The organism is Sphaerospermopsis kisseleviana CS-549 (genome assembly GCF_028329225.1).
GTDB classification, from domain to species: Bacteria; Cyanobacteriota; Cyanobacteriia; order Cyanobacteriales; family Nostocaceae; genus Sphaerospermopsis; species Sphaerospermopsis kisseleviana.
The window spans coordinates 1-22,672 of record NZ_JAQMTI010000155.1; the positions used below are offsets into that span (position 1 = coordinate 1).

18 protein-coding genes and 1 tRNA gene are annotated in these 22,672 nt (G+C 38.0%); 14 read left to right on the forward strand and 5 right to left on the reverse strand.

Annotation, left to right across the window (positions count from 1 at the left end; translation table 11 throughout):
* Window positions 1–67: 67 nt before the first annotated feature.
* From PN497_RS13020 to PN497_RS13030, 3 genes are all read right to left on the reverse strand, one after another.
* Window positions 68–4,276, reverse strand: a complete 4,209-nt coding sequence (locus PN497_RS13020) for a chemotaxis protein CheB (protein WP_096567080.1) — start codon at window positions 4,274–4,276, stop codon at window positions 68–70.
* A gap of 436 nt (window positions 4,277–4,712) precedes the next feature.
* The gene (gene mazG / locus PN497_RS13025; protein ID WP_096567079.1) at window positions 4,713–5,525 is read right to left on the reverse strand and encodes a nucleoside triphosphate pyrophosphohydrolase; all 813 of its coding nucleotides are present in this window, start codon (window positions 5,523–5,525) and stop codon (window positions 4,713–4,715) included.
* Between the two features lie 98 nt (window positions 5,526–5,623).
* Window positions 5,624–6,235 (reverse strand): metal-binding protein, encoded by a 612-nt coding sequence (locus tag PN497_RS13030; protein WP_096567077.1) that lies wholly within the window; start codon window positions 6,233–6,235, stop codon window positions 5,624–5,626.
* 255 nt (window positions 6,236–6,490) lie between these two features.
* On the opposite strand from PN497_RS13030, the gene PN497_RS13035 reads away from it, so the two are divergent.
* The 13 genes from PN497_RS13035 to PN497_RS13095 all read left to right on the forward strand — a co-directional run bounded on the left by PN497_RS13035 (window position 6,491) and on the right by PN497_RS13095 (window position 19,419).
* Window positions 6,491–6,563, forward strand: a tRNA-Val gene (locus PN497_RS13035).
* Window positions 6,564–7,175: 612 nt separating this feature from the next.
* Window positions 7,176–7,430 (forward strand): SemiSWEET transporter, encoded by a 255-nt coding sequence (locus PN497_RS13040; RefSeq protein WP_096567075.1) that lies wholly within the window; start codon window positions 7,176–7,178, stop codon window positions 7,428–7,430.
* Between the two features lie 215 nt (window positions 7,431–7,645).
* Window positions 7,646–9,277, forward strand: a complete 1,632-nt coding sequence (locus tag PN497_RS13045; RefSeq protein WP_096567073.1) for a B12-binding domain-containing radical SAM protein — start codon at window positions 7,646–7,648, stop codon at window positions 9,275–9,277.
* A gap of 26 nt (window positions 9,278–9,303) precedes the next feature.
* A complete protein-coding gene (locus PN497_RS13050) occupies window positions 9,304–9,492 on the forward strand; it encodes a CPXCG motif-containing cysteine-rich protein (protein WP_096567071.1) in 189 nt (62 codons plus the stop codon).
* 30 nt (window positions 9,493–9,522) lie between these two features.
* On the forward strand, window positions 9,523–9,972 hold the full coding sequence (locus tag PN497_RS13055; RefSeq protein WP_096567069.1) for an SRPBCC family protein: 450 nt from the start codon (window positions 9,523–9,525) through the stop codon (window positions 9,970–9,972).
* Window positions 9,973–10,216: 244 nt separating this feature from the next.
* A complete protein-coding gene (gene psb34, locus PN497_RS13060; protein WP_096567067.1) occupies window positions 10,217–10,396 on the forward strand; it encodes a photosystem II assembly protein Psb34 in 180 nt (59 codons plus the stop codon).
* 246 nt (window positions 10,397–10,642) lie between these two features.
* Window positions 10,643–12,808 (forward strand): tetratricopeptide repeat protein, encoded by a 2,166-nt coding sequence (locus PN497_RS13065; protein WP_096567065.1) that lies wholly within the window; start codon window positions 10,643–10,645, stop codon window positions 12,806–12,808.
* Between the two features lie 28 nt (window positions 12,809–12,836).
* A complete protein-coding gene (locus tag PN497_RS13070; protein ID WP_272110354.1) occupies window positions 12,837–12,968 on the forward strand; it encodes a hypothetical protein in 132 nt (43 codons plus the stop codon).
* Between the two features lie 56 nt (window positions 12,969–13,024).
* Window positions 13,025–14,905: an ABC transporter ATP-binding protein gene (locus tag PN497_RS13075; protein WP_096567063.1), complete on the forward strand. Its 1,881-nt coding sequence runs from the start codon at window positions 13,025–13,027 to the stop codon at window positions 14,903–14,905.
* A 443-nt stretch (window positions 14,906–15,348) separates the two neighbouring features.
* Window positions 15,349–16,590 (forward strand): M16 family metallopeptidase, encoded by a 1,242-nt coding sequence (locus PN497_RS13080; protein ID WP_096567059.1) that lies wholly within the window; start codon window positions 15,349–15,351, stop codon window positions 16,588–16,590.
* 122 nt (window positions 16,591–16,712) lie between these two features.
* On the forward strand, window positions 16,713–17,987 hold the full coding sequence (locus tag PN497_RS13085; RefSeq protein WP_096567057.1) for a M16 family metallopeptidase: 1,275 nt from the start codon (window positions 16,713–16,715) through the stop codon (window positions 17,985–17,987).
* Between the two features lie 133 nt (window positions 17,988–18,120).
* Window positions 18,121–18,942 (forward strand): peptidoglycan-binding protein, encoded by an 822-nt coding sequence (locus PN497_RS13090; RefSeq protein ID WP_096567055.1) that lies wholly within the window; start codon window positions 18,121–18,123, stop codon window positions 18,940–18,942.
* A gap of 123 nt (window positions 18,943–19,065) precedes the next feature.
* On the forward strand, window positions 19,066–19,419 hold the full coding sequence (locus PN497_RS13095; protein ID WP_096567052.1) for a phage holin family protein: 354 nt from the start codon (window positions 19,066–19,068) through the stop codon (window positions 19,417–19,419).
* Window positions 19,420–19,505: 86 nt separating this feature from the next.
* Here the strand turns inward: PN497_RS13095 and PN497_RS13100 are convergent, their stop codons facing one another.
* Both PN497_RS13100 and PN497_RS13105 read right to left on the reverse strand, forming a co-directional pair.
* On the reverse strand, window positions 19,506–19,940 hold the full coding sequence (locus tag PN497_RS13100; RefSeq protein WP_096567051.1) for a cobalamin biosynthesis protein: 435 nt from the start codon (window positions 19,938–19,940) through the stop codon (window positions 19,506–19,508).
* A gap of 758 nt (window positions 19,941–20,698) precedes the next feature.
* On the reverse strand, window positions 20,699–21,982 hold the full coding sequence (locus tag PN497_RS13105) for an ankyrin repeat domain-containing protein (protein WP_096567049.1): 1,284 nt from the start codon (window positions 21,980–21,982) through the stop codon (window positions 20,699–20,701).
* A 164-nt stretch (window positions 21,983–22,146) separates the two neighbouring features.
* Here PN497_RS13105 and PN497_RS13110 point away from each other — a divergent pair, with 164 nt between their 5' ends.
* On the forward strand, window positions 22,147–22,617 hold the full coding sequence (locus tag PN497_RS13110) for a DUF4079 domain-containing protein (protein ID WP_096567047.1): 471 nt from the start codon (window positions 22,147–22,149) through the stop codon (window positions 22,615–22,617).
* The last annotated feature ends 55 nt before the right edge of the window (window positions 22,618–22,672 follow it).

Genomic DNA, 22,672 nt, shown 5'->3' on the forward strand with positions numbered 1-22,672 from the left:
CCAGTCCCCAGTCACCAGTCCCCAGTCACCAGTCCCCAGTCCCCAGTCCCCAGTCACCAATCACCAATCACCTATTTACCGACCTTTTCGCCAAAACAGCAACCACATTTACCAATTGATCCGGTTCAACGGGTTTATTAATATGCAATTCAAAACCTGCGGCTAAAGACTCTGCCTGTTCTGCTTCTCCCGTATAACCAGTCAGTGCAGCAGCAGGAATTTTCCCTCCCTGTTCGGCACTCAAAGCCCTAATTTGACGTATCAGTGCATAACCATCTTCTTCTGGTAAACCAATATCAGAGAGGATGACATCATACCCACCGGGATTAGTCTTGAGTATTGATAATGCCTCTTGTGCAGATGTAGCCTCTGTTACTTGAACATCGTAATCTTCCAGCACGATTTTAAATAATTGACGCAGGTCTGGTTCATCATCAACTATCAGCACCCGCACACCCGCTAAAGATGGGTAGGAAACAGGTACATCAGGTGCAGCGGGGGGGGTTGGTTCTGGAGTAACTGCTATATCACTCTCTTCCTGGTTAGTTTGCAGAGGTAGCTTGACGGTAAAAGTAGCACCTTGATCCTTACCTGGACTAGCGGCTTCCACAGTACCACCGTGGAGTTCTACCAAATGGCGCACTATTGCTAGTCCCAGTCCTAAGCCAGCATTTGATTTGCGTGTAGTGCTATCAGCTTGACGAAATCGGTCAAACACATAAGGGAGAAAATCAGCACTGATACCTAAACCAGTATCTTTAACTTGAATTTCCGCTTGATTATCAGTGTAATTGAGCGTAATATCAATGATTCCACTATCAGGGGTAAATTTAATGGAATTAGAAAGTAAATTCCAGATGATCTGCTGTAAGCGAGTCGGATCTCCGATCAAGGTTCTGGGTGTAGGATCTAGTTGCGATTGAATTTGAATGTTTTTCTCTTCTGCGGAAAAACGTACAACTTCTATAGCTGCGGAAATGACAGGTACAAGTTGAACAGGCTGATTATTGAGATGCAGTCTACCGGAACTAATGCGAGAAATATCTAATAAATCGCCAATTAGCAGGTTTTGAGCGTGGGCAGCGCGTTCAATAGCTTCTAATGCCTGATCTGTTTTCGTTTCATCAAGCTGATGTTTCCGTAGTAACTGCGTCCACCCCAACAGAGAATTAAGGGGATTTCGTAATTCATGGGAGAGAATGGATAAAAAATCATCCTTAGCTCGGTTAGCTGCTTCTGCTGCTGTTCTCGCTGACTGTTCTTGTTCTAAGAGTTGAATCCGTTCTGCTTCTAAATGTTTCTGTTGGGTAATATCTTCAATTGCCAGGAGAATTAAAGGAGTATTATCTATTTGCGGCATTTTTCGAGCATTGAGGCGCATGATTTTGTGTCCAATTTGCTCAAAATTATGCTTAACTTCCACATTTTCAAAATGGGTCTGTCCGGGGAGAATATGTTCTAAGAGCGATCGCAACTGGGGAATATTCCACTGGCCATTACCAATTTCATAAATCAGGCGATTTTCTGTTTCTTCTCGCACTACCTGGAATGTGTCATAGAAAAATTGATTGCTACTAACTACCCGTAAATTCATATCCAGCACCACTAAAGATTGGCGCACTGTATCTACTATTGCTTCTGCATAATCACGGGATGCTCTCAACTGTTCCGCAGTCCGTTTGATGGCATCAATATCCACCAAAATTACTACAGCACCATCAATTTTATTATCTATTGTCCGATAGGGTCTAATCCGTAAATCATACCAACGACCATCTTGATCCTGCACTTCCAAACTTTTCAAATTCAGGGTACTAATTACCTCTAAAATTTGTGCTTCTAAATCAGAAATATTTAATTTATGTTTAATATCACTTAATGGTCGTCCCACATCTGAAGGAATTAAGTTAAATACTGCTCCGGCTGCGGGAGTAAAGCGGCGAATCTGTAAATCACCTCCTAACATGAGAATGGCAATCTGAATACTACTGAGCAGATTTTGTAAATCATTACTCACCTGATTTGATTCAATATTGCGCCGTTGCAATTCATCATTAATAGTATTCAATTCTTCATTAGTCGCCTGAATTTCTTCCTTAGCTGTTTCTAATTCTTCATTGGTACTTTGCAACTCTTCATTACTAGAGAGAATTTCCTCATTAGCTGCTCGCAAATCTTGATTACTGGCTTGTTGTTCCTCAATAATTGATTGCAAATAATCTTTAGTAGATTTTAATTCCTGTTGCAGAATAAAAATTTCTTGCTCATAACTATTTGCTTGCTGCGGCTCAGATTGAATATTACTACTTATTGGCGATATAGAGCTAACTGGAGTGGGTGTATCCTCAAATAAAATTAAAAAGAATTCTTCGTCTGATCCAGCAGATTGAAAGGGAACAACATTAATTTTCACCAGCCTAAGTTGATTTTCTGCCTTAACTTGTATCCCTTCCTGTGTAACTGGCATTTTTTGTTTTTTAGCCTGATGAATACTGCTACGTAAATCTAGCCGCAATTCTTCTCTGGCCATTTTTAGTAAATTAAAACTGGGTTTACCCGGTGCTGGTTGTAAATAGGGACTCGTCTGTCCTCGAAATTGCAAAATATCAAAATTATCGTTGATAATTACACCCACCGGTGAGAATTGATTTAACACAATTCTATCTGCTTCTTTTTGGATTTCCACATCATTTCCAAAACCTTCATTTTCTATCATTTGTAATTTAGCGGTTTCTACTGGATAGTTACGAGCCATTAAATCAATAGCTAATCGGGTAGCTGCAATTTTGCGAGCATAAATCTTGTACTTTTTATCTACCACAGTAAACAAATCCGTAAATTCGCCCACTGTTTCCGAAGTTCCTAACATCAAAAAACCTGTAGGTTTAAGACCATAATGAAAAATTGGCACAACTTTTTTCTGTACAGCAGCACCCAAATAAATCAGCACATTCCGACAAGTGATTAAATCCAGTCGGGAAAATGGCGGATCATTAATTAAGTTTTGTCTAGCAAAAACACACAGTTCTCTCACTGCTTTATTAATTTGATAGCCACCTTCTACCTGTACAAAAAAACGTTGTAATCTTTCTGGAGAAATATTCCCTACCTGGTTAGGTTTATAAATGCCGGCTCTGGCTTTTTCTATGGCTACTTCATTAATATCGGTCGCAAAAATTTGAATAGGGATATTAATTCCCTTGTTTGTTAAAAATTCCATTAAGCAAATAGCAATAGAATAGGCTTCTTCACCTGTTGAACATCCAGCTACCCAAATCCTAATGGGATCATCGGTTTTGCGCTTGTTAATAATAGTGGGAAATATTGTAGTTTTTAAAGCTTCAAAAGCTTCTGCATCCCGAAAAAAACAGGTAACAGTAATTAAAACATCGTAATATAAGGCGGTAATTTCTGCCGGTTTATCCTGAAGATAATGCAGGTAATCTTCTAAATTATCCAGTCTATATAACATCATCCGGCGCTGAATCCGTCGCTTTAGGGTATTCTGCTTGTAATAGGAAAAGTCAACACCTGTCGCTGTCCTTAAAATCTGGAAAATCTTTAACAGTCCATCTTTTTCTTCTGGGACAACTTCAGTCTGTGTCACTGCTGTTGAGTGCTTGATATAGGGATGACTGCTAAGGTTGGCCAGTTTCTCAGCAATTTGTTGAGGAGTAAGGATAAAGTCTACATAACCTGAAGCTACCGCCGTATTCGGCATAGTGCTAACTTTTGCTGATTCCTCACACTGAGCAAAAGTAATACCACCTTCTGCCTTGATTCTTTCTAACCCCCTTGTTCCATCTCCATCACCCCCTGACAAGATAACTCCAATGGCTTTGTTTTTTAAATCTTCTGCTAGGGAAAAAAAGAAACTATCCACTGTCATTGGTTGTTGATATGTTTTTTCACGGGGTTGAAGTTTTAACACCCCTTGATTAATGGTCATTGTCGCACCAGGGGGAATCACATAAATATGATTCGGTTCTACAGTCATTCCCTCTTGTACTTCAGTTACAGGTATTTGAGTTGTGCGGGACAGAATTTCTGTTAACATACTTTTTTGTTGGGGGTTCAAATGCTGAACTAGCACAAATCCCATACCCGTATCTGTGGGTAAATGACTCAATAATTGTGTAAATGCTTCTAATCCCCCCGCAGAAGCTCCAATACCGACAATTGGGAATAAATTGTTTTGTTTATCTTCCTCTTTTGGGTATTCTGTAGAGTTAGATTCTTTAGCTTGAGATTTTTTGATAGATCGCTTAGAAGTCATCTGATGTACTCAATTAAAATCGGGGTTATAGTGTTTGTTTTTATGTTTGTTTTTAGCTTTTTTTAAGGGAAATTTAGTCAAACTCTTGATTCATTTCTATTTTCTTTGAAAATGTGCCAATATTACATATATTTCTATTATAGGCTTTTAGTGAGAAATTCTATAATTTCTCGACGTTGACAAGATAATCAGCAATAGGGAATAACCCATAGGGAATAATAAATATACAAAAATAATTCCTAGCAAAATAACAGCAAATAATATAGATTTTGGCTGATAAGCTGTTACACAGCTAAATTGTATAATCCTAATATTCTGAACTCTTATTTAACAGGCAAGATGCCTGTTCCACTTATACAAATTAAATGCACAACAGCTTATTTAACTAACTTTAATCTAAAAATACACTTTTTCCCCAATCCCCAATCCCCAGTCCCTATTCTTTAGCTAGTTTAGCTTTTGCCTGTTGCCAGAGTGCATCCAATTCTGCTAAACTATAATCTGTTAAAGGACGATCTATGACATCTTCCATTTTTTGCAATCTTTGAATAAATCGTAAACTTGTACCTTGTAAACCTGCACTCGGATCAAGTTTATGCCATCTGGCTAATTGAATAATTGCAAATAATAAATCACCTAATTCTGATTCTTGTCTTTCCGGGGTTTCCTCAGCTAATGCTTGTTGAAATTCCCCTAATTCTTCGTGAAATTTATCCCAAACTTCCTCGATATTGTTCCACTCAAACCCTACAGCAGCAGCTTTTTTGGAAATTTTCATGGCTGCATTTAATGGGGGAAGACTGCGACGATAACGATCTAATTTATCACTCAATTTTTGCTTTTCTAAGATTTCTCCTTTTTCCGCAGCTTTGATAGTTTCCCAATTTTGACGTACTTCTTCTACATTTTCTACTGTGACATCACCAAATACATGAGGATGACGACGAATTAATTTTTGAGAAATACCTTCGGCAATTTCTTTTAAAGTAAAATCACCATGTTCACTAGCTATTTGTGCTTGTAAAACTACCTGTAATAATAAATCTCCTAATTCTTCGGCGATCGCCTTTTTATCTCCTGTTTGAATTGCGTCTACTACCTCATAAGCTTCTTCAATGATATACGGTGTCAGGCTTTCCGGCGTTTGTGCTAAGTCCCAAGGACATCCACCATCAGGCGATCGCAATTTTGCCACTATATCAATTAATTCTTGTAACGCTGCTAAAGTTTGATTGTGATTTTCTGCCATAATAAGTTAAAATTTTGTGCTTTTTGTGTATTCTGCGGGTAAGTATTCAGCTATTAGTAATCAGCTTAAACCCTCCTGACTCCTGCCTCCTGCCTTCGTTAAGACTTAGTGCGGCTTTTGTTAGTTCTGGGTTGAGAACTACGTTTACCACGACTATTAACTTTACGCTTCTTTATTTTGCCACTGGGTAGCAATCCCTGTACACCTTGTTTTTGAAACCTTTTATAAGCTGAACCAGTCCAATCACTCAGAGAATGACTCATAGCACCAAGTTCACACCCCAAAAACAAAGCAAAAAATTCTCCATAATATATTGATATAGTCTTTCCCACACTTTTCCAAACTTCCCCCCAATTCAAAGCCACATTACCCAATTTAGCGAAAATTACCAAAACCAAAATCGCTACAACTGCTAAAAATGTGGTTAGATACACCACCCGCAAAGTAGTACCAATAATTGGACCGTGGGATAAAAAAGACCGATGACGCAGACTTTTTTGATAAGGTAGCCATATCCAACGCAAAAACCCCCAGCGTTGAAACTGACGAGAATAAATATCCAAGTCAGGACCAAACATCAAACCACCAAACATAAACCCACCAGCAACTAATAACGTCACACTACTGCTGCGAGTAGAAATTAAAGTGATACCTGCTACCACAGGTACAGACCAAATAGTAATGCGATCGTGTGTTTGTCCAGAAGGCATATTTTAAAAGTCAAAAGTCAAAAGTCAAAAGTCAAACTTCAGTATACCCAGATCCCTATACCCAGATCCCTGACTTCTGATCTTCATTGATAGTCTCTGGAGAAGATCAGTAGGGGTAATTCATGAATTACCCCCACGCAAGAATCAGGTTTTGAGTTGAATCTTGCCTAAGTCCTATTCCCCAAAAAAAATTTTTTCCCAACCCCTTGCAAAATTTAAAAAGCCTGTGCTATATTAATTAAGTCAGGAAAACACGGGCGGTTAGCTCAGTTGGTAGAGCGCCTGCCTTACAAGCAGGATGTCATCAGTTCGAGTCTGGTACTGCCCACTTCTTTATAAATGCTACTCTATGAGGTTTTTAGACCTTATAGAGTTTTGTTTTTACTATTGATTACTCGTTATACTCTAATTGGCTATGCCAATAGACCTCTCCAAAATAGAATGTATTAATTTGTCATAAGTTGTAGGGGCGAAGCTTATGGGCAATAATTTAACGGAAAAATCAGACATCTAGATATCCCATAAACTTCGACCTGCCCCCATAAATAGGTTCCATAATTTCTTTTCTGGAGATGTCTAATATTCACAATCATTATTTGCTTTAAATAAATAATACAAATTATCAAACATCCTCTAAGATTATCCACCCATGATCAAGACTATAATTTGTGAATTATTGGCAGATGAGTTGGCAGCGTTGCTTGGGCTAAAGAATAAGCTGTTGTGCATTTAATTTGTATAAGTGGAACAGGCATCTTGCCTGTTAAACAAGAGTTCAGAATATTAGGATTATACAATTTAGCTGTGTAACAGCTTATCTGAAAAAAACAGAAGCAGAAAAAATAAATTATCCTATCTTGTCCCTTGTGGGATGGGCATCCTGACCGTCCGTAAACTGCTATATTATATGATAATATCTTAATTTTAACGATTCAAGAAAATGGATTTTATTAACACATTGGGATTAGCAGCAGGGACATTAACCACTATTGCGTTTTTACCGCAAATGTTCCAAACCTGGAAAACAAAATCAGCTAAGGATGTCTCTTTTGTGATGCTGATTACTTTTATGACTGGGTTGTTTTTGTGGTTGGTTTATGGGATGATTCTGGGTGCTGTACCGATTATTATGGCTAATGGGATAACTTTATTTTTAAATCTTATTATTCTCTGGTTGAAAATTAAATATAGATAGTATTTGTTCTGTAAGGGTTTAGTTTTGATAAACCCTTGCACTCTTTGAAGATGTAATTTGAAGATGTAATTTGAAGATGTAATTTCAGGCAGATTTAACGCCGATGAACGCAGATAAACGCAGATGAAATATTAATTTTGCAGATTGCCGCTGAATCTACTATTTTTTGCTAATTTGGTTTATAATTATATATAGATTACTTTTTATAAAGACCTGTGACATCATCTGTATTTGACTCGGAAAAGCTTTTATTTACCCCAGCAACCCCTAAAAATGACGCTATTCCTTTAATTTTCGCTTTCCCAAATGAGTACACTGTGGGTATAACCAGTCTTGGTTATCAGGTGGTTTGGGCAACTTTAGCGATGCGTGATGATTTACAGGTGAGTCGTTTATTTACTGATATTCAAGAACAACTTCCTAGACATCCAGAAATTTTGGGTTTTTCTATGTCTTGGGAATTAGATTATGTGAATATTTTTAATCTTTTGGAATCTTTAAATATTCCTCTGCGTGCAAGCAATAGAACCGAAAATCATCCTCTCGTTTTTGGTGGTGGTCCGGTTTTGACTGCTAACCCTGAACCTTTTGCCGATTTTTTTGATGTGGTTTTGTTGGGTGATGGGGAAATTTTATTAAGTAGTTTTATTGATGCTTATCAAGAAGTTAGAAACGCAACACGGAAAGTTAAATTAAACAGGTTAGCGCAAGTTCCGGGAATTTATATTCCGAGTTTATATGATGTTGAATATGCTAGTGATGATGGAGAAATAAAATCTATTCATCCTCTTGATAGTCATATTCCCGCAGTTATTCAAAAGCAAACTTATCGAGGAAATACTCTTTCTGCTTCTACTATTGTTACTGAAAAAGCAGCTTGGGAAAATATTTTTATGGTGGAAGTGGTGCGGAGTTGTCCTGAAATGTGCCGCTTTTGTTTAGCGAGTTATTTAACTTTACCCTTTAGAACTGCGAGTTTAGAAAAATCTTTAATTCCTGCTATTGAACAAGGTTTAAAAGTTACTAACCGTCTGGGTTTGTTGGGTGCTTCAGTGACACAACATCCTGAATTTTCTGAGTTATTAGATTATATTAGTCAACCAAAATATGATGATGTGCGGTTGAGTGTTGCTTCGGTGAGAACGAATACGGTTACAGAAAAGTTAGCTGCAACTTTAGCAAAACGTGATACTCGTTCTTTGACTATTGCTGTAGAAAGTGGTTCGGAAAATTTACGTCAAATTATTAATAAAAAATTAGATAATGAGGAAATTATTCAAGCTGCTGTCAATGCGAAAGCTGGGGGTTTATCTAGTTTAAAATTATATGGGATGGTGGGTATTCCGGGGGAAGAATCGGAAGATTTAGATGCTACGGTAGCAATGATGAAAGCTGTTAAAAAAGCTGCTTTTGGTTTGCGGGTAACTCTAGGGTGTAGCACTTTTGTACCTAAGTCACACACTCCTTTTCAGTGGTTTGGGGTAAATAAACAATCTGAAAAGCGGTTACAATTTTTACAAAAACAGCTAAAACCCCAAGGTATAGATTTTCGTCCCGAAAGTTATAATTGGTCAATTATACAAACTTTGTTATCGAGAGGCGATCGCAGACTTTCCCATCTGTTAGAATTAACTCGTGGTTTTGGTGATTCTTTGGGAAGTTATAAACGTGCTTTTAAAGAGTTAAAAGGGAAAATTCCCGATTTAGATTTTTACGTTTATAGTCATTGGTCAACAGAGAAAATTTTACCTTGGAATCACTTGCAAGGACCTTTACAACAGTCTACACTAATAAAACATTTACATGAAGCAACGAGTCATTTTCGTTCTGCTTCCCCAGTTAAATAAAGACTGAAAATGACACATTGAAAAAAATGCAAAATACATCAGAATTTTATTGTGCTTATTGTGGTGAAGAAAACACAACTTTTATTGATATTAGTGCAGGAATGCAGCAAAATTATGTAGAAGATTGTCAAGTTTGTTGTCGTCCCAATATTTTGTATATCAGAATTGATGAAGATACACTGGATATTGAAATAGACACCGAATATGAAGGTTAATTAAAGGTTAAAGTGAAGGTTTTTCGTTTCATGCTGTACTTTACTCATTCTTCTATTATTAACGCACCTGTCGAAGTAGTTTGGAAATTCCATGAAAGACAAGATATTTTACAGCTACTTACCCCACCTTGGCAACCTGTACAGGTATTGCGTCGAGAAGGGGGACTTGATGAGGGTGCAATAACTGAGTTTAAATTATTTATTGGACTTTTACCTTTAACTTGGTTAGCGCGTCATACAGATTTTGAACAATATCGGTTGTTTACTGATGTACAAATATCGGGACCTTTTGAGTCTTGGGTGCATCGTCATGAGTTTACAGCAGAAGATGGAAAGACTAGATTAACTGATAATATTTCTTATTCTATGCCTGGTGGTGATGGAGTGGAATTTGTCAGTGGTTGGTTAATTCAATTGCAGTTAGAAGCGATGTTTCGTTATCGGCATTTTATTACGAAACGGGAATGTGAGTCACAATAGCTGCTGATCAATTATCCAGATTTAGGGATAGTTGTGTTAATTTTTATAGCAATTTGTAAAACTTTGTATCAACTTTTGGCTCTGGAGAAGTAACTGAACTTTAAAAAGCTTAATATCCATATCTTCAGCTTTTTTCATAAGTTGGGGATATCTCTATTTCCTATTTTACAGTTATTACAAATCAAATCTAGTTGCTATATAATGAATGCACATTAAATAAAAGAAGATAACAAGGAAAAACTTCATGCCCTATACCAACGAAGAAGGCGGTCTTCTCAATAATTTTGCCCAAGAACCCAAGGTTTATCAAGCAGAACCACCTACGGATGGACAAAAGCGCAATTATATTATTTTAGGAATTGCTGCTGCTCTTTTGGTAGGTAGTTTAATTTTTGTCGCCTTTACCGTGTCCAATGTCAACTAAAAACAAAAGCAAAATAATTTAATAAAATTTAATATTTTCAGATTTTCAGGTTTCCATCTCAGGATGAACCTGATTTTTTTTATTTTTTGCTAAGATCAAAGAGAATTAAAGTATAAATATATACGTTTATTGTGATTAAACCTGGAAAACTTGATTCATCCTGAACAAAATACATTTACCTGAAATCAGAATTAAGGAGATTTTTCAATCAGTTATGTATATTGTATTTAGGCTGTTGTAGCCACTATGAGCGTGAATGAAACTTTAACTACAGATATTTTTACCTTGAATCGGCAAGTATATCAACGCCTAAAATTTGCTCTGAGTATAGGTTTGCGACGACAAATATTTTTTGCCGTATGTGATGACTTACACTTGAGAAATCAAGTAGCTACTCGGTTGCATTCTACCTTGGCTTATCCAGTGGGGCAAGTGTTATATCACCCAGTAGAGACAGAGGGAATTAGCACTCCAGCTTATCCACGATTAGTCACATTGCGACTTAATTTAAATGATCCCAATCCCATAGCGCAGATAAATCAATGGTTAGCTAATTATCCCCCTCCTGTGGTTGGGGAATCAAAAGATAGTCCTGGCCGTCCTTTACCAATACCAGCATTTCAGATTGTAGGTGTGGAACTGCTGACGAAACAATCAGTAGCGGTACAGCGTTTGTTTCTGCACTATCTTCGATTAAGTGAACAGTATTTTGCTAACCAAGAAACCAGTTCATTTTTAGAATCTAGTTTATTGTTTTGGGTTCCTCGTCCTTGGTTGTATGCTATTCAGCAATCAGCACCGAAATTTTGGCAATGTCGAACTGGTGTATTTATATTTACTGGAGAACCAACACCAACGTTAGAAAATCGCAGTTATCCAGAAAATTTCTCTAGTTTGCGAAGTGTTGATTTAGGCAATCTAGAAAAATCAGTTGTTGATAAATCAATCACCTCACAAGAGGAGATTAACAAGGCTATTGAAGAATTTAATTTTACTGAAGATGATGATTTTTTTGAAGATACTTCTGTAAGTCTAGAATATGAATCACAGCCATCATCGACAACATCTACCAAGGAAGATATTATACCTGAGCTTTCATCTTTCTTGCATATTAGTGGTGAATTGATTTCACTATTCAAAGAATCACTAAATCCGAATCTTGCTGAAGATGTAGAGGAAAACTTACAACCAAAACAACTACTTTGGGAAATTGAAAAATTAAAAATTCAGCAAGCTTCTGGGGAAGAACTCGCAGTAGCTTATCACAAATTAGGAACGTTATATCGGTTACGTATTGAACAGGGACAGTCAAGTTTAGAAAACTTGATGGTAGCTATTATTGCCTATCAGGAAGCTGTTAGCTATGATGATACTTCACCCCAACTTCCAGATACTTTAAATGATTTGGGAACACTATATTGGATGTTGCACCGCACACCAGGAAGTAGTGAAGAAGCAAAAACTTATATCCAGCAGGGAATAGAATTTTATCAGTTAGCCATCAAACTGATTACACCTGATAGTCAACCGGAAATTTATGCCCGTGTACAAAATAATTTAGCCACAGCTTATGGTGATTTAACAAGGTTTTCTAACCCGGTGGAAAATTGGCAGGAAGCAGTTAAAGCTTACAATGAAGCACTGCGCTACCGCACCGAAGAAATTGATCCTTTAAAATATGCTGCTTGCCAAAATAACTTGGGGACTGCATACTGGCATTTAGGACAATATAGTGATCCTGTGGAACATCTCAAAAAAGCGATCGCAGCTTATAATTTCGCACTTGCTCACTATCAACCTGAAGATGAACCAATTAAATATGGTATGATTCAAAATAATATCGGTACTGCTTATTGGAATTTATCTCAATATGAAACACCATTGGAAAATTTACAATTAGCAGTTGATTTTTACCGGGAAGCTTTGAAATATCGGACACCAAATAATATTCCTGCTGCTTGTGCTGCTACCAAGAATAATCTGGCTACTGCTTATTGGCATATAGCAAATTTACCACAAGTAACTAAGGACATTCGCCAAAATTTCCTACAATTGTGCATCAAGACTTATGAAGAAACTCTCACACTGGCTAATTCTCTAAATCAAATGAATTTCAGTTTTGATGTTTTGGCAACACAGAATAACTTGGCTTTAGCCCATTATCAATTAGTTACAGATCCATCTTTCAAGGGTGATAAAAAAATTATTTCTCAGCATTTAGAAGCATCCTTAGAACATCATGTACAAGCTTTGGGTAGATTGGTAAAAAACACAGAAGGTTATCACACAAATTTCAACCATATAGTCAAAATAATTCGCACTTTTCATAATGAGTTAGGTATCCAAGGTCAAAATTTGGCTTTATCTAAAGTTCCCGGTAATTTGATTCCAGATATTTTACCTAAGTTATAGGTGATTGGTGATTGGTGATTGGTGATTGGTGATTGGGAATAATATTACCCATTACCCATTACCCATTACCCATTACCCCTTACCCATTACCCATTACCCATTACCCATTACCAAACCTCACAGATATGATCACTATTTCAACGGACTTGATATAAAATAGTTTTTTATACTCTGTTCCCTTTTCCCTATTCCCTCATTAATTACTAACCCAGACTTATGAGAGAGACTTTTCTAGAGGTTCGCAATCTACAAGTTGAATTTTCCGGTGATGGTAGTCAGGTTAAAGCTGTGGATGATATCAGCTTTCATTTACGTCGTGGTGAGACTCTAGGAATAGTGGGAGAGTCTGGAAGTGGTAAATCGGTGACAGCACTGGCAATTATGGGTTTGTTGCAATATCCCGGTAAGGTGAGTGGGGGAGAGATTTTGTTTCGTCCCCAAGAAAATGCTAAACCTCTGAATTTATTAGCTTTACCGGCTGAAGAAATGCAGCTTTACCGGGGTGGAGATATGGCGATGATTTTCCAAGAACCTATGAGTTCTTTAAACCCGGTATATAACATTGGTTTTCAGCTAACAGAAGCAATTATGCGACATCAGAAAGTTAGTATAACTGAAGCCAAAAGAATTGCGATCGCAGGTTTACAAGAAGTTAAACTTTTACCTAGTGATGAGAAAATACAACAGCAATATCTCGATAATTGGCATTTAACTCACCTAAAAACACCTCTACCCAGTGATTTTCAGTTAGCGCAATTAGTGAAGGAACATAAAGCAGCAATGTTAGAACGTTTCCCTCATGAACTTTCTGGAGGTCAGTTACAAAGGGTAATGATTGCAATGGCAATTTCTTGTAATCCATCACTGTTAATTGCTGATGAACCGACTACAGCTTTAGATGTAACTGTACAAGCAACAATTATTGATTTGATGCGAGAATTACAACAAAGCCGCGACATGGGGATGATTTTTATTAGCCATGATTTAGGCTTAGTTTCCGAAATTGCTGATCAAGTTGCGGTAATGTATAAAGGTAAAATTGTTGAATATGGTTCAGCAGCACAAATATTTACTTATCCTCAACATCCATATACTAAAGGTTTAGTCGCTTGTCGTCCGACTCTTAACCGTCGTCCTCAAAAATTGTTGACTGTTTCTGATTACATGATTGTTGAAGAAAATGCCAACGGTCAAGTTATAATTCAAGCCCAAGAACCAGCACAACCACCAGAAGTTACTAAAGAAGAAATTAACACAAGATTAGAAAATCTCATCACCCAAAAACCACTTTTACAAATTGATAATCTGAAAGTTGGGTTTCCGATTCGGGGAGTTTTTGGAGGCACAAAACGTTATCATTTAGCGGTAAATGGCGTTTCCTTTGCAGTTTATCCAGGAGAAACTTTGGGATTGGTAGGAGAATCAGGTTGTGGTAAAACTACTTTAGGTAGAACCTTATTAAGATTGATTCAACCAATGGCTGGTAAAATTATTTTTGATGGGCAAAATATCACTTATCTCCAAGGAGAAAGGCTACAGAAATTAAGACGTAAAATGCAAATAGTGTTTCAAAATCCCTTTAGTTCTCTTGACCCAAGAATGAAAATTGGGGAAGCGATTATGGAACCTTTATTAATTCATTCTGTGGGAAAAACCAAACAACAGAGAAAAGAAAGAGCAGTAGAACTTTTAGAAAGAGTGGGATTAAGTGCTGATGATATGAAACGCTACCCCCATCAATTTTCTGGTGGTCAACGTCAACGCATTTGTATTGCTCGGTCTTTAGCTTTAAATCCCAAGTTTATTATTTGCGATGAGTCGGTTTCCGCTTTGGATGTTTCCGTACAAGCGCAAGTTTTGAACTTATTAAAAGAACTGCAACAAGAATTTCAATTGACTTATATTTTTATTTCCCATGATTTAAGTGTGGTCAAATTTATGAGCGATCGCATTTTAGTCATGAATCAAGGTAAAATAGTTGAATCAGGTACAGCAGAAAGTATTTATCGTCAACCACAAGAAGAATATACACAAAAATTAATTGCTGCTATCCCTACAGGTAGTCTTGAACGCATGAAAAACCGCGATTTAAATTAAAGAACGTCGGGGGAAATGGGGAGGAAAATTTTAGATTTTAGATTTTAGATTTTAGATTTTGGATTTTAGATTTTGGATTTTGGATTTTGGATTGTTTTTGTAAACTCCAATCCAATACTTTTCGGTTAAGCCCAAAAAATAGGATTATGTAGGTTGGGTGGACGTTAGGAAACCCAACATTTACAGGCTTTTGTTGGGTTGCGCTATCGCTTGACCCAACCTACAAAAACTCTTAACCAAACAGTATTGAACTCCAATCCAAAATCCAAAATCCAAAATTGTATCACCAATCACCGTCTGCAATTTAGCTAATAGCAAAAAAATCTGTATACCTTGATACAAAAACAAATAAAATTTAGAGTTAAAATAGCCAAAATAGGTCAAATGGTGATTGAACCTACAAAAAATTGACAAACTACATACTTAACAAAATACCTAACACAGTGTTTCCAGCCTCGGTTTTGCGCCTAGACAACGGTTTGACATTTATTCATCAGGAGATACCCGCTACCCCTGTAGTAGTGGCAGATGTTTGGGTGCGTGCGGGAGCAAACTTAGAACCAGAACCGTGGTTTGGCATGGCGCACTTTTTGGAACACATGATATTTAAAGGTACAGCCACCTTAGCACCAGGGGAATTTGATTATAACATTGAAAAAATGGGTGGTGTAAGTAATGCAGCAACGAGCCATGATTATGCACATTACTACCTAGCTACAGCTACCCCTTACCTAGCAGACACCTTACCCCACTTAGGCGAACTATTGCTAAATGCAGCAATTTCCGCAGATGAATTTATTCGGGAACGAGATGTAGTATTAGAAGAAATTCGTGCTTGTGCAGATGATCCTGATGCCATAGGATTTGAAGCACTACTGAAAAACGTCTATCAAAACCACCCTTATGGACGTTCTATATTAGGTACTGAGCATGATTTAATGCAGCATTCACCAGAAGCGATGCGGTGTTTTCATCGTTCCCACTACCAACCAGAAAACATGACAGTAGTAGTTGTAGGGGGAGTGGAACAGGAAAGAGCTTGGGAAATTGTCAATAGAACATTTACAGAATTTAGTGATGACGCAAATTTTCCTGTATCTGAGAAAATAGCACCACCAATAATTACAGGCATTCAAAAACAGGAGTTAATATTACCACGCCTAGAGCAAGCGCGGTTAATAATGGCTTGGGTAGCACCAGGAGTAGAAAAACTCAAAGATGCAAATGGTTTAGATTTGCTATCAGTATTATTAGCACAAGGAAGAACTTCCCGGTTAGTGCATGACTTACGAGAAGACAAACAACTGGTACAAGCAATTTGCAGTAATTTTTCCCTACAACAAGAGTCAAGTTTATTGACAATTACCGCTTGGTTAGAACCAGAATATCTGGATAGAGTAGAGAATTTAATTCAGGAGCATTTACACCATTTGCAAACAACAGGTATTAGCGAGCAAGAACTGAAGCGCACGCAAATATCACTCTGTAATGATTATGCTTTTGCAACGGAAACACCAAATCAGTTAACATCTCTTTATGGTTACTATAATACAATAGCCCAAGCTGAACTAGCCGTTACCTACCCACAGCAAATTCAGTCCTTTGATACTCAAGAACTGCAAAAATTAGCACAAAATTATCTTTCACCGCAAAATTACGCAGTTACTATTCTCAAGCCATATTAGTGACTGGGGACTGGGGACTGGGGACTGGTGACTGGTGACTGGGTTATTAGCTTCCCCTGCTTCCCCTACCTCCTGCCTCCTGCCTCCTGCTTCCTTCCATCATTAACCTGTTAAAAGCAAGAATGCAAAATATAAATAATTCTCAGACTTCTATCTATCGCACCGTATTACCAAATGGCATTGTTTTATTGGTAGCAGAAAACCCAGCAGCGGATATTATTGCGGGGAGAATTTTTGTCCGTGCTGGTAGCTGTTATGAAAAAGTAGAAACAGCAGGTTTAGCACATTTGTTATCAGCAGTGATGACAAAAGGTTGTGATGGTTTATCTAGCTTAGAAATTGCTGAAAAAGTCGAGTCTGTGGGTGCGAGTTTAAGTATAGATGCAGGTACTGATTATTTTTTGCTGTCGTTGAAAACAGTAACTGCTGATTTTGCAGAAATTTTAGCATTGTCTGGTTTGTTATTGCGATCGCCCACATTTCCCAAAAACCAAATCGAACTAGAAAAACGGTTAGCACTACAAGACATTCGCTCCCAAAAAGAGCAACCTTTTAACCTCGCTTTTGAACAAATGCGACAAGCAATGTACCAAGAACACCCTTATTCTCGGTCGGTTTTAGGTACAGAAACCACTCTTAGTAGTATCAATAGTTCAGACTTAGCAGAATTTCACCAAGTTCATTTTCGTCCAGATAACATAGTAATTAGCATTGCTGGACGCATTACACCAGAAGCAGCACAAGAATTAGTCACAAAAGTTTTTGGTGATTGGCAACCACCAGAGCAACCACGGCATATACTAGATTTACCCGCTATTTCTGTTACACCAAAATCTTGTCTCAAACCTTTAAATACACAACAGTCAATTGTGATGTTGGGTTATATGGGTCCATCAGTCAGCGCCCCTGGATACCCCGCTCTCAAATTGTTAGCTACATACCTGGGAAATGGTCTTTCTAGCCGCTTATTTGTGGAATTACGAGAAAAAAGAGGTTTAGCTTATGAAGTCTCTGCTATTTACTCTACACGCCTGTTTCCCGCCTCATTTATAGTGTATATGGGGACAGCACCAGAAAATACCAGTATAGCTCTCGCAGGATTGCGCCAAGAAGTAGAAAGACTGTGTAATACAGAACTATCTGCGGAGGAACTACAAACAGCTAAAAATAAAATCTTGGGACAGTATGCCCTCGGTAAACAAACTAACGGACAAATTGCTCAAATATACGGTTGGTATGAAATTCTAGGTTTAGGAATAGAATTTGACCATGAATTTCCTGAACTCATCAACAAAGTCAGTCCTAAGTTAGCAATGACAGCAGCTAATAGTTATTTACAGGAACCTTTTGTGTCTTTAGTTGGTCAAGAAGAAGCAATTAAATCAGTTATCAGTTAACAGTCATCAGTCAAAAACCTTGCACTTTTCTGGGCGGACAGAAATGAAAAAATGTCTTTAATTCTCCTACTGACTCCTGACTCCTGCTATCAAAAACTGTAAGATGAGCATAAGAATATCCCAGGTAGATGATATGAAATATCACTTGATAAAGAGTATTTACCACTACTCAAGACAAAAACAGTCTTATTGCTTACTTTTATTTTCCGTTACACCTTTACTGTTTGCCTCCTCTGCTAGAGTATCAATAGCAGCACCTGTAGAAATTGCCCAAGTCAGTACAGTAGGTAACATCAACCGCCCTACTTTGCAAATAGGTAGTCAAGGTGAACGAGTCTCAGAACTGCAAGCAGCACTGACACTGTTAGGCTTTTATACAGGTGCAGTAGATGGCGTTTATCAAGAAGGTACAGCTAGGGCTGTTTCTCGGTTTAAACAAGCAGCGGGCTTAAATCCAGATGGTATTGTAGATACTCTTACTTGGCAAAGACTTTTCCCTAATGTATCAACCGTTGCTGCCAATACCTTGCCATCTGTTGTCCCAACAACCACCAGTAATAATTTGAGAGTTCCTGCTCAACCCAGTAGAAACACTAGGGTTAATAACGCCACAGTTGTACCAAAACCGAATCCTCCCAAACCAACGACAACTGCCCAAAATAAGCCTAACACCAGCTTTCAGCCGACTCCGCCCAATCAGCGAAATCCTAAGATTCAATATACTACAGCCGGATGGCCTATTTTGCGTTTAGGCAACACAGGCTCGGAAGTAACCAAATTACAAAGACTACTACAAACCTTGGGATTTTTCAAAGGTGGTATAGATGGAGACTTTGGTGCTGGAACTGAAGCAGCAGTCAAAGCTGCTCAAGTTCGTTATGGGTTACAACCAGATGGCGTGGTTGGTGGAGCTACTTGGGAAGCTTTCGTGCGGCGACTACCCAAGCAACGTTGAAAAAATTAAAAATTCACAATAGCTGCATTGAGTTTGAGGATATCAACTGTAGAATCAATCTAAAATCCAAGATCCAAAATCCAAAATCCAAAATCTAAAATCTAAAATCCAAAATTGGATGAAATGAAACACTTTTTATTAACTTGGCTGGGTACAGCGTTAGCATTATTGGTAACATCTCAAATTGTACCAGGTTTCATTATCAAGACTTTTGTAGCGGCCTTGGGTGCTGCTATTATCATCGGGTTGGTAAATGCCATCATTCGCCCAATTTTGAGTTTGTTAGCATTTCCCATTACCCTGATTACTTTTGGTTTATTTACCTTTGTCATTAATGCCTTAACTCTGTGGTTAGCAAGTGCTATCACTCCCGGTTCAGGTTTTGAAATTCAGGGTTTTATACCTGCTTTTCTCGGCTCTATTGTACTGGCAATTGTTTCCAGTATTATTAATTATGTACTGAGAGTAGTAGATTGAAGAAGGCAGAAGACATTTAGGTGACAGGCAGGTGACAGGTGACAGGTGACAGTAATACAAAGTCAGCAAAAAAGTTAATTTTTACTCTACACTCTACATCCTGCAACTGCTATAGTCACTGCTCCCACTTCCCCTGGTAAACGGAAAATTTGCTTGGGAACTAATAAACTCACTGCTGAAGTATTATGAGATGCTGCTAAAATAGCTGCTGCTTCTGCTACACTCGGTGTTCCTACTGTTTCTGTAATTATTTTCCCAGGGTTGGGAACACTGACACCAGCTAAGACTTCTGCGGTGAAGGTTTTGAGAGGTAAATTATGTATTCGGCAAAATTCTCTTACACCCAATTCTGAAGCTTTAATATCAATGCTGGCAATACCCGCAAGATCGGTATAAGCAAGCTGATATGTTTGAAAAGTTCTCTCAATTGCTATATCAATTAACTCGGAAGAAATTCCTTTTTGACAACCCATACCCACCCATAAGGAGTTTACCAGTTGTTGCACAGATGCGGTAATCATAAATAATCACCCGAGCTTACAGCTATTTTCAGGTAAATGAACTACATCTTGATTCAGGTTTCGCGCAAAGGCGCAAAGGAAGAAAGAAATTAATTTAGAGTGTGGTCTAAATAGGGTTTGCTGAATAAACCTAAAACCTTGATATATCAAAGGTTAGAGGCTGATAAACACAGAAATTAGTGCAAGGGTTTGGAAGGGTATACCGGAAAAAGTGTGCATTTTTTGGGATTTCAAGAGATGGCAAAGAAATTTTCAAATCTCCTCCTGACTCCTGACTCCTGACTCCTGACTCCTGACTCCTGACTCCTGACTCCTGACTCCTATGCCCTCACGGAAAGACTTTCTCAGCAACCCCTAAATACATGAAAACTGCTGTAATATAAAAAATCTAAAAATTTAATTATTTATATAGAATCGTTCCAAAAGCTTATCAATAGGCAGAAAATCACACTCAAGACAGATTGATTTTCTGTTATTTTACATTGCGATACACAAAAAATGATAATTCCAATACTGTCGCCAAAATAAAAATTGATATATTGTTTATGTCTAGCACAGTAGGAAACATCAAGGTATAGAGAAAACTAAGGTAAAAGGTAAATTAAGTCTTCAGGTTTACTTTTTTCTACCCTTGTAACTCAAGCTTTTGATCTTGGTGTTTCAACTTTTTGTTGCTCCGTTGTAGCAAACTCACATCAGTTACAGCGGAGTTTTGCTTAATAAGCTATCAGCACTCAGCAATAAAACCGGACTCAATATCACTCTTGCGCCCCTGCTTGCCTTAAAATATTCGCCATTGTGCGATAACTGTTAAATTCTGCAATCATTAAAGCTGTATAACCACCTTGGTTTTTTAAGTTGACATCCGCCCCATGATTAACTAACATCTGCACAGCTTGAGTATAACCTTCTGATGCAGCATACATTAACGCTGTTGCACCTCCTGAGTCCTGGAAATTCACATCAGCACCTTTTTCTATTAGCAGTTGGAATATCTCTGGATGGTTGCTAACTAAAGCTTTTACCACAGCAGTTTTCCCATCATCTGCTACAACATTGATGTTAGCACCATTGTCAAGTAATACTTTGACTGTTTGGGTGTGTCCTTGAGATACTGCTAAGGTGAGGGCAACTTCCCCAAAGTTCTTTTTATTGGCATCTGCTCCTGCACTCATTAAAGCTGCTACTATTTCGCTATATCCTTGGAATGCGGCTATCAGTAGGGGTGTATCTCCTAGATGATTTCTAATTTCTACATCTGCACCGTGTTGAAGTAAGATTTTTACTGTATCCTGGTATTCTTCTAGCACGGCAAAGTGTAAAGCTGTTTCTCCTTCTTTGTCTTGGTGATTAATTTCTGCACCTGCATCTAATAAAGCTACAACAATATTACTATGTCCTGCTGCGGCTGCGGCTATTAGTGCTGTACTGCTATCGGGGTTTTTGATGTTGGGATTAGCACCGTGTAATAACAGTGTTTGTACTATATCTAAAGTTCCCAAGTCTGCGGCCATTATTAAGGGTGTTTCACCTTCTGCATCTGGGGTGTTGACAAAATTACCTTTTTGTAGTATGGCTTTAACAATCGCTGTATAACCTTGTTTGATAACAAGTTTTAAGGCGCTATCATCGTCTTTATCGGTAATACTAGCATCCGCACCAGCATTTAATAGAATTTGCACAATTTCCAGATGACCTTTTTGGGCTGCTGCCATTAAAGCGGTGCTACCATCTTCATTAACGGCATTTATATCCGCATATTTAGATATTAAAAGCTTCACAATATCAACTTGATTATTGCTTGCAGCCAACATTAACGCTGTTAACCGGTATGTTTTTCTAGTTAAATTGATATTAGCGCCAAAATCTAGGAGCGATCGCACAATTTCTGTATAACCCAAATTAGCCGCAAACATTAATGCTGTAGTGCCGTTGCGATCGCACCCATCCACATTAGCACCAGTAGCTAATAGTTCACCAACCCGCTTGATATCGCCGCTTTTTGCCGCATTCAGCAGTAAATTATCATTTTTATCAATCATATAATAAATTCCGCCCTGGTGGAAATTGCTTGATTTAGCATCAAAAACTAGTTTGTGCTTGTTGTCTGCACTTTAGCAAGAGAGAAAAAACAAAATAGTCCTAATAGTCCTAAATCAATTTATGCTAAGTTTTATAAAGATTTAATAATTTGGATAACCAAGCGATGAGTTTAGAACTTGCTCCAGAGGTCAAATTTGGGTTAGAGTTTGTTCACCCAACAATAATGTGGATATTGTTAGCGTTGTCCCTATATGCTGCTTACTCAGGTTTACAAGTCCAGCGTACCAGAAATGCTTCAGCAGAAGAAAGAAAAGAACTAATTAAAGCTAAATTTAATGATAAACACGAGAAAATAGGGGCGATCATCTTAGCCTTGATGGTAGCAGGTTCAATAGGTGGTATGGCTGTTACTTACATCAATAACGGTAAATTATTTGTCGGACCACACTTGTTAGCTGGTTTGGGAATGACTGGTTTGATCGCCTTTTCTGCGTCTTTGTCTCCCTTCATGCGAAAAGGGGCAAATTGGGCGCGGGCGACTCATATTTTGTTGAATTTTGGGATTTTAGGACTTTTTATTTGGCAAGCTGTTTCTGGGGTAGAAATTGTCCTGAAAATTCTCAGCAACGCATAGAAGGCAGGAGGCAGGAGGCAGGGGAGGCAGGGGAGGCAGGGGAGGCAGGGGAGGC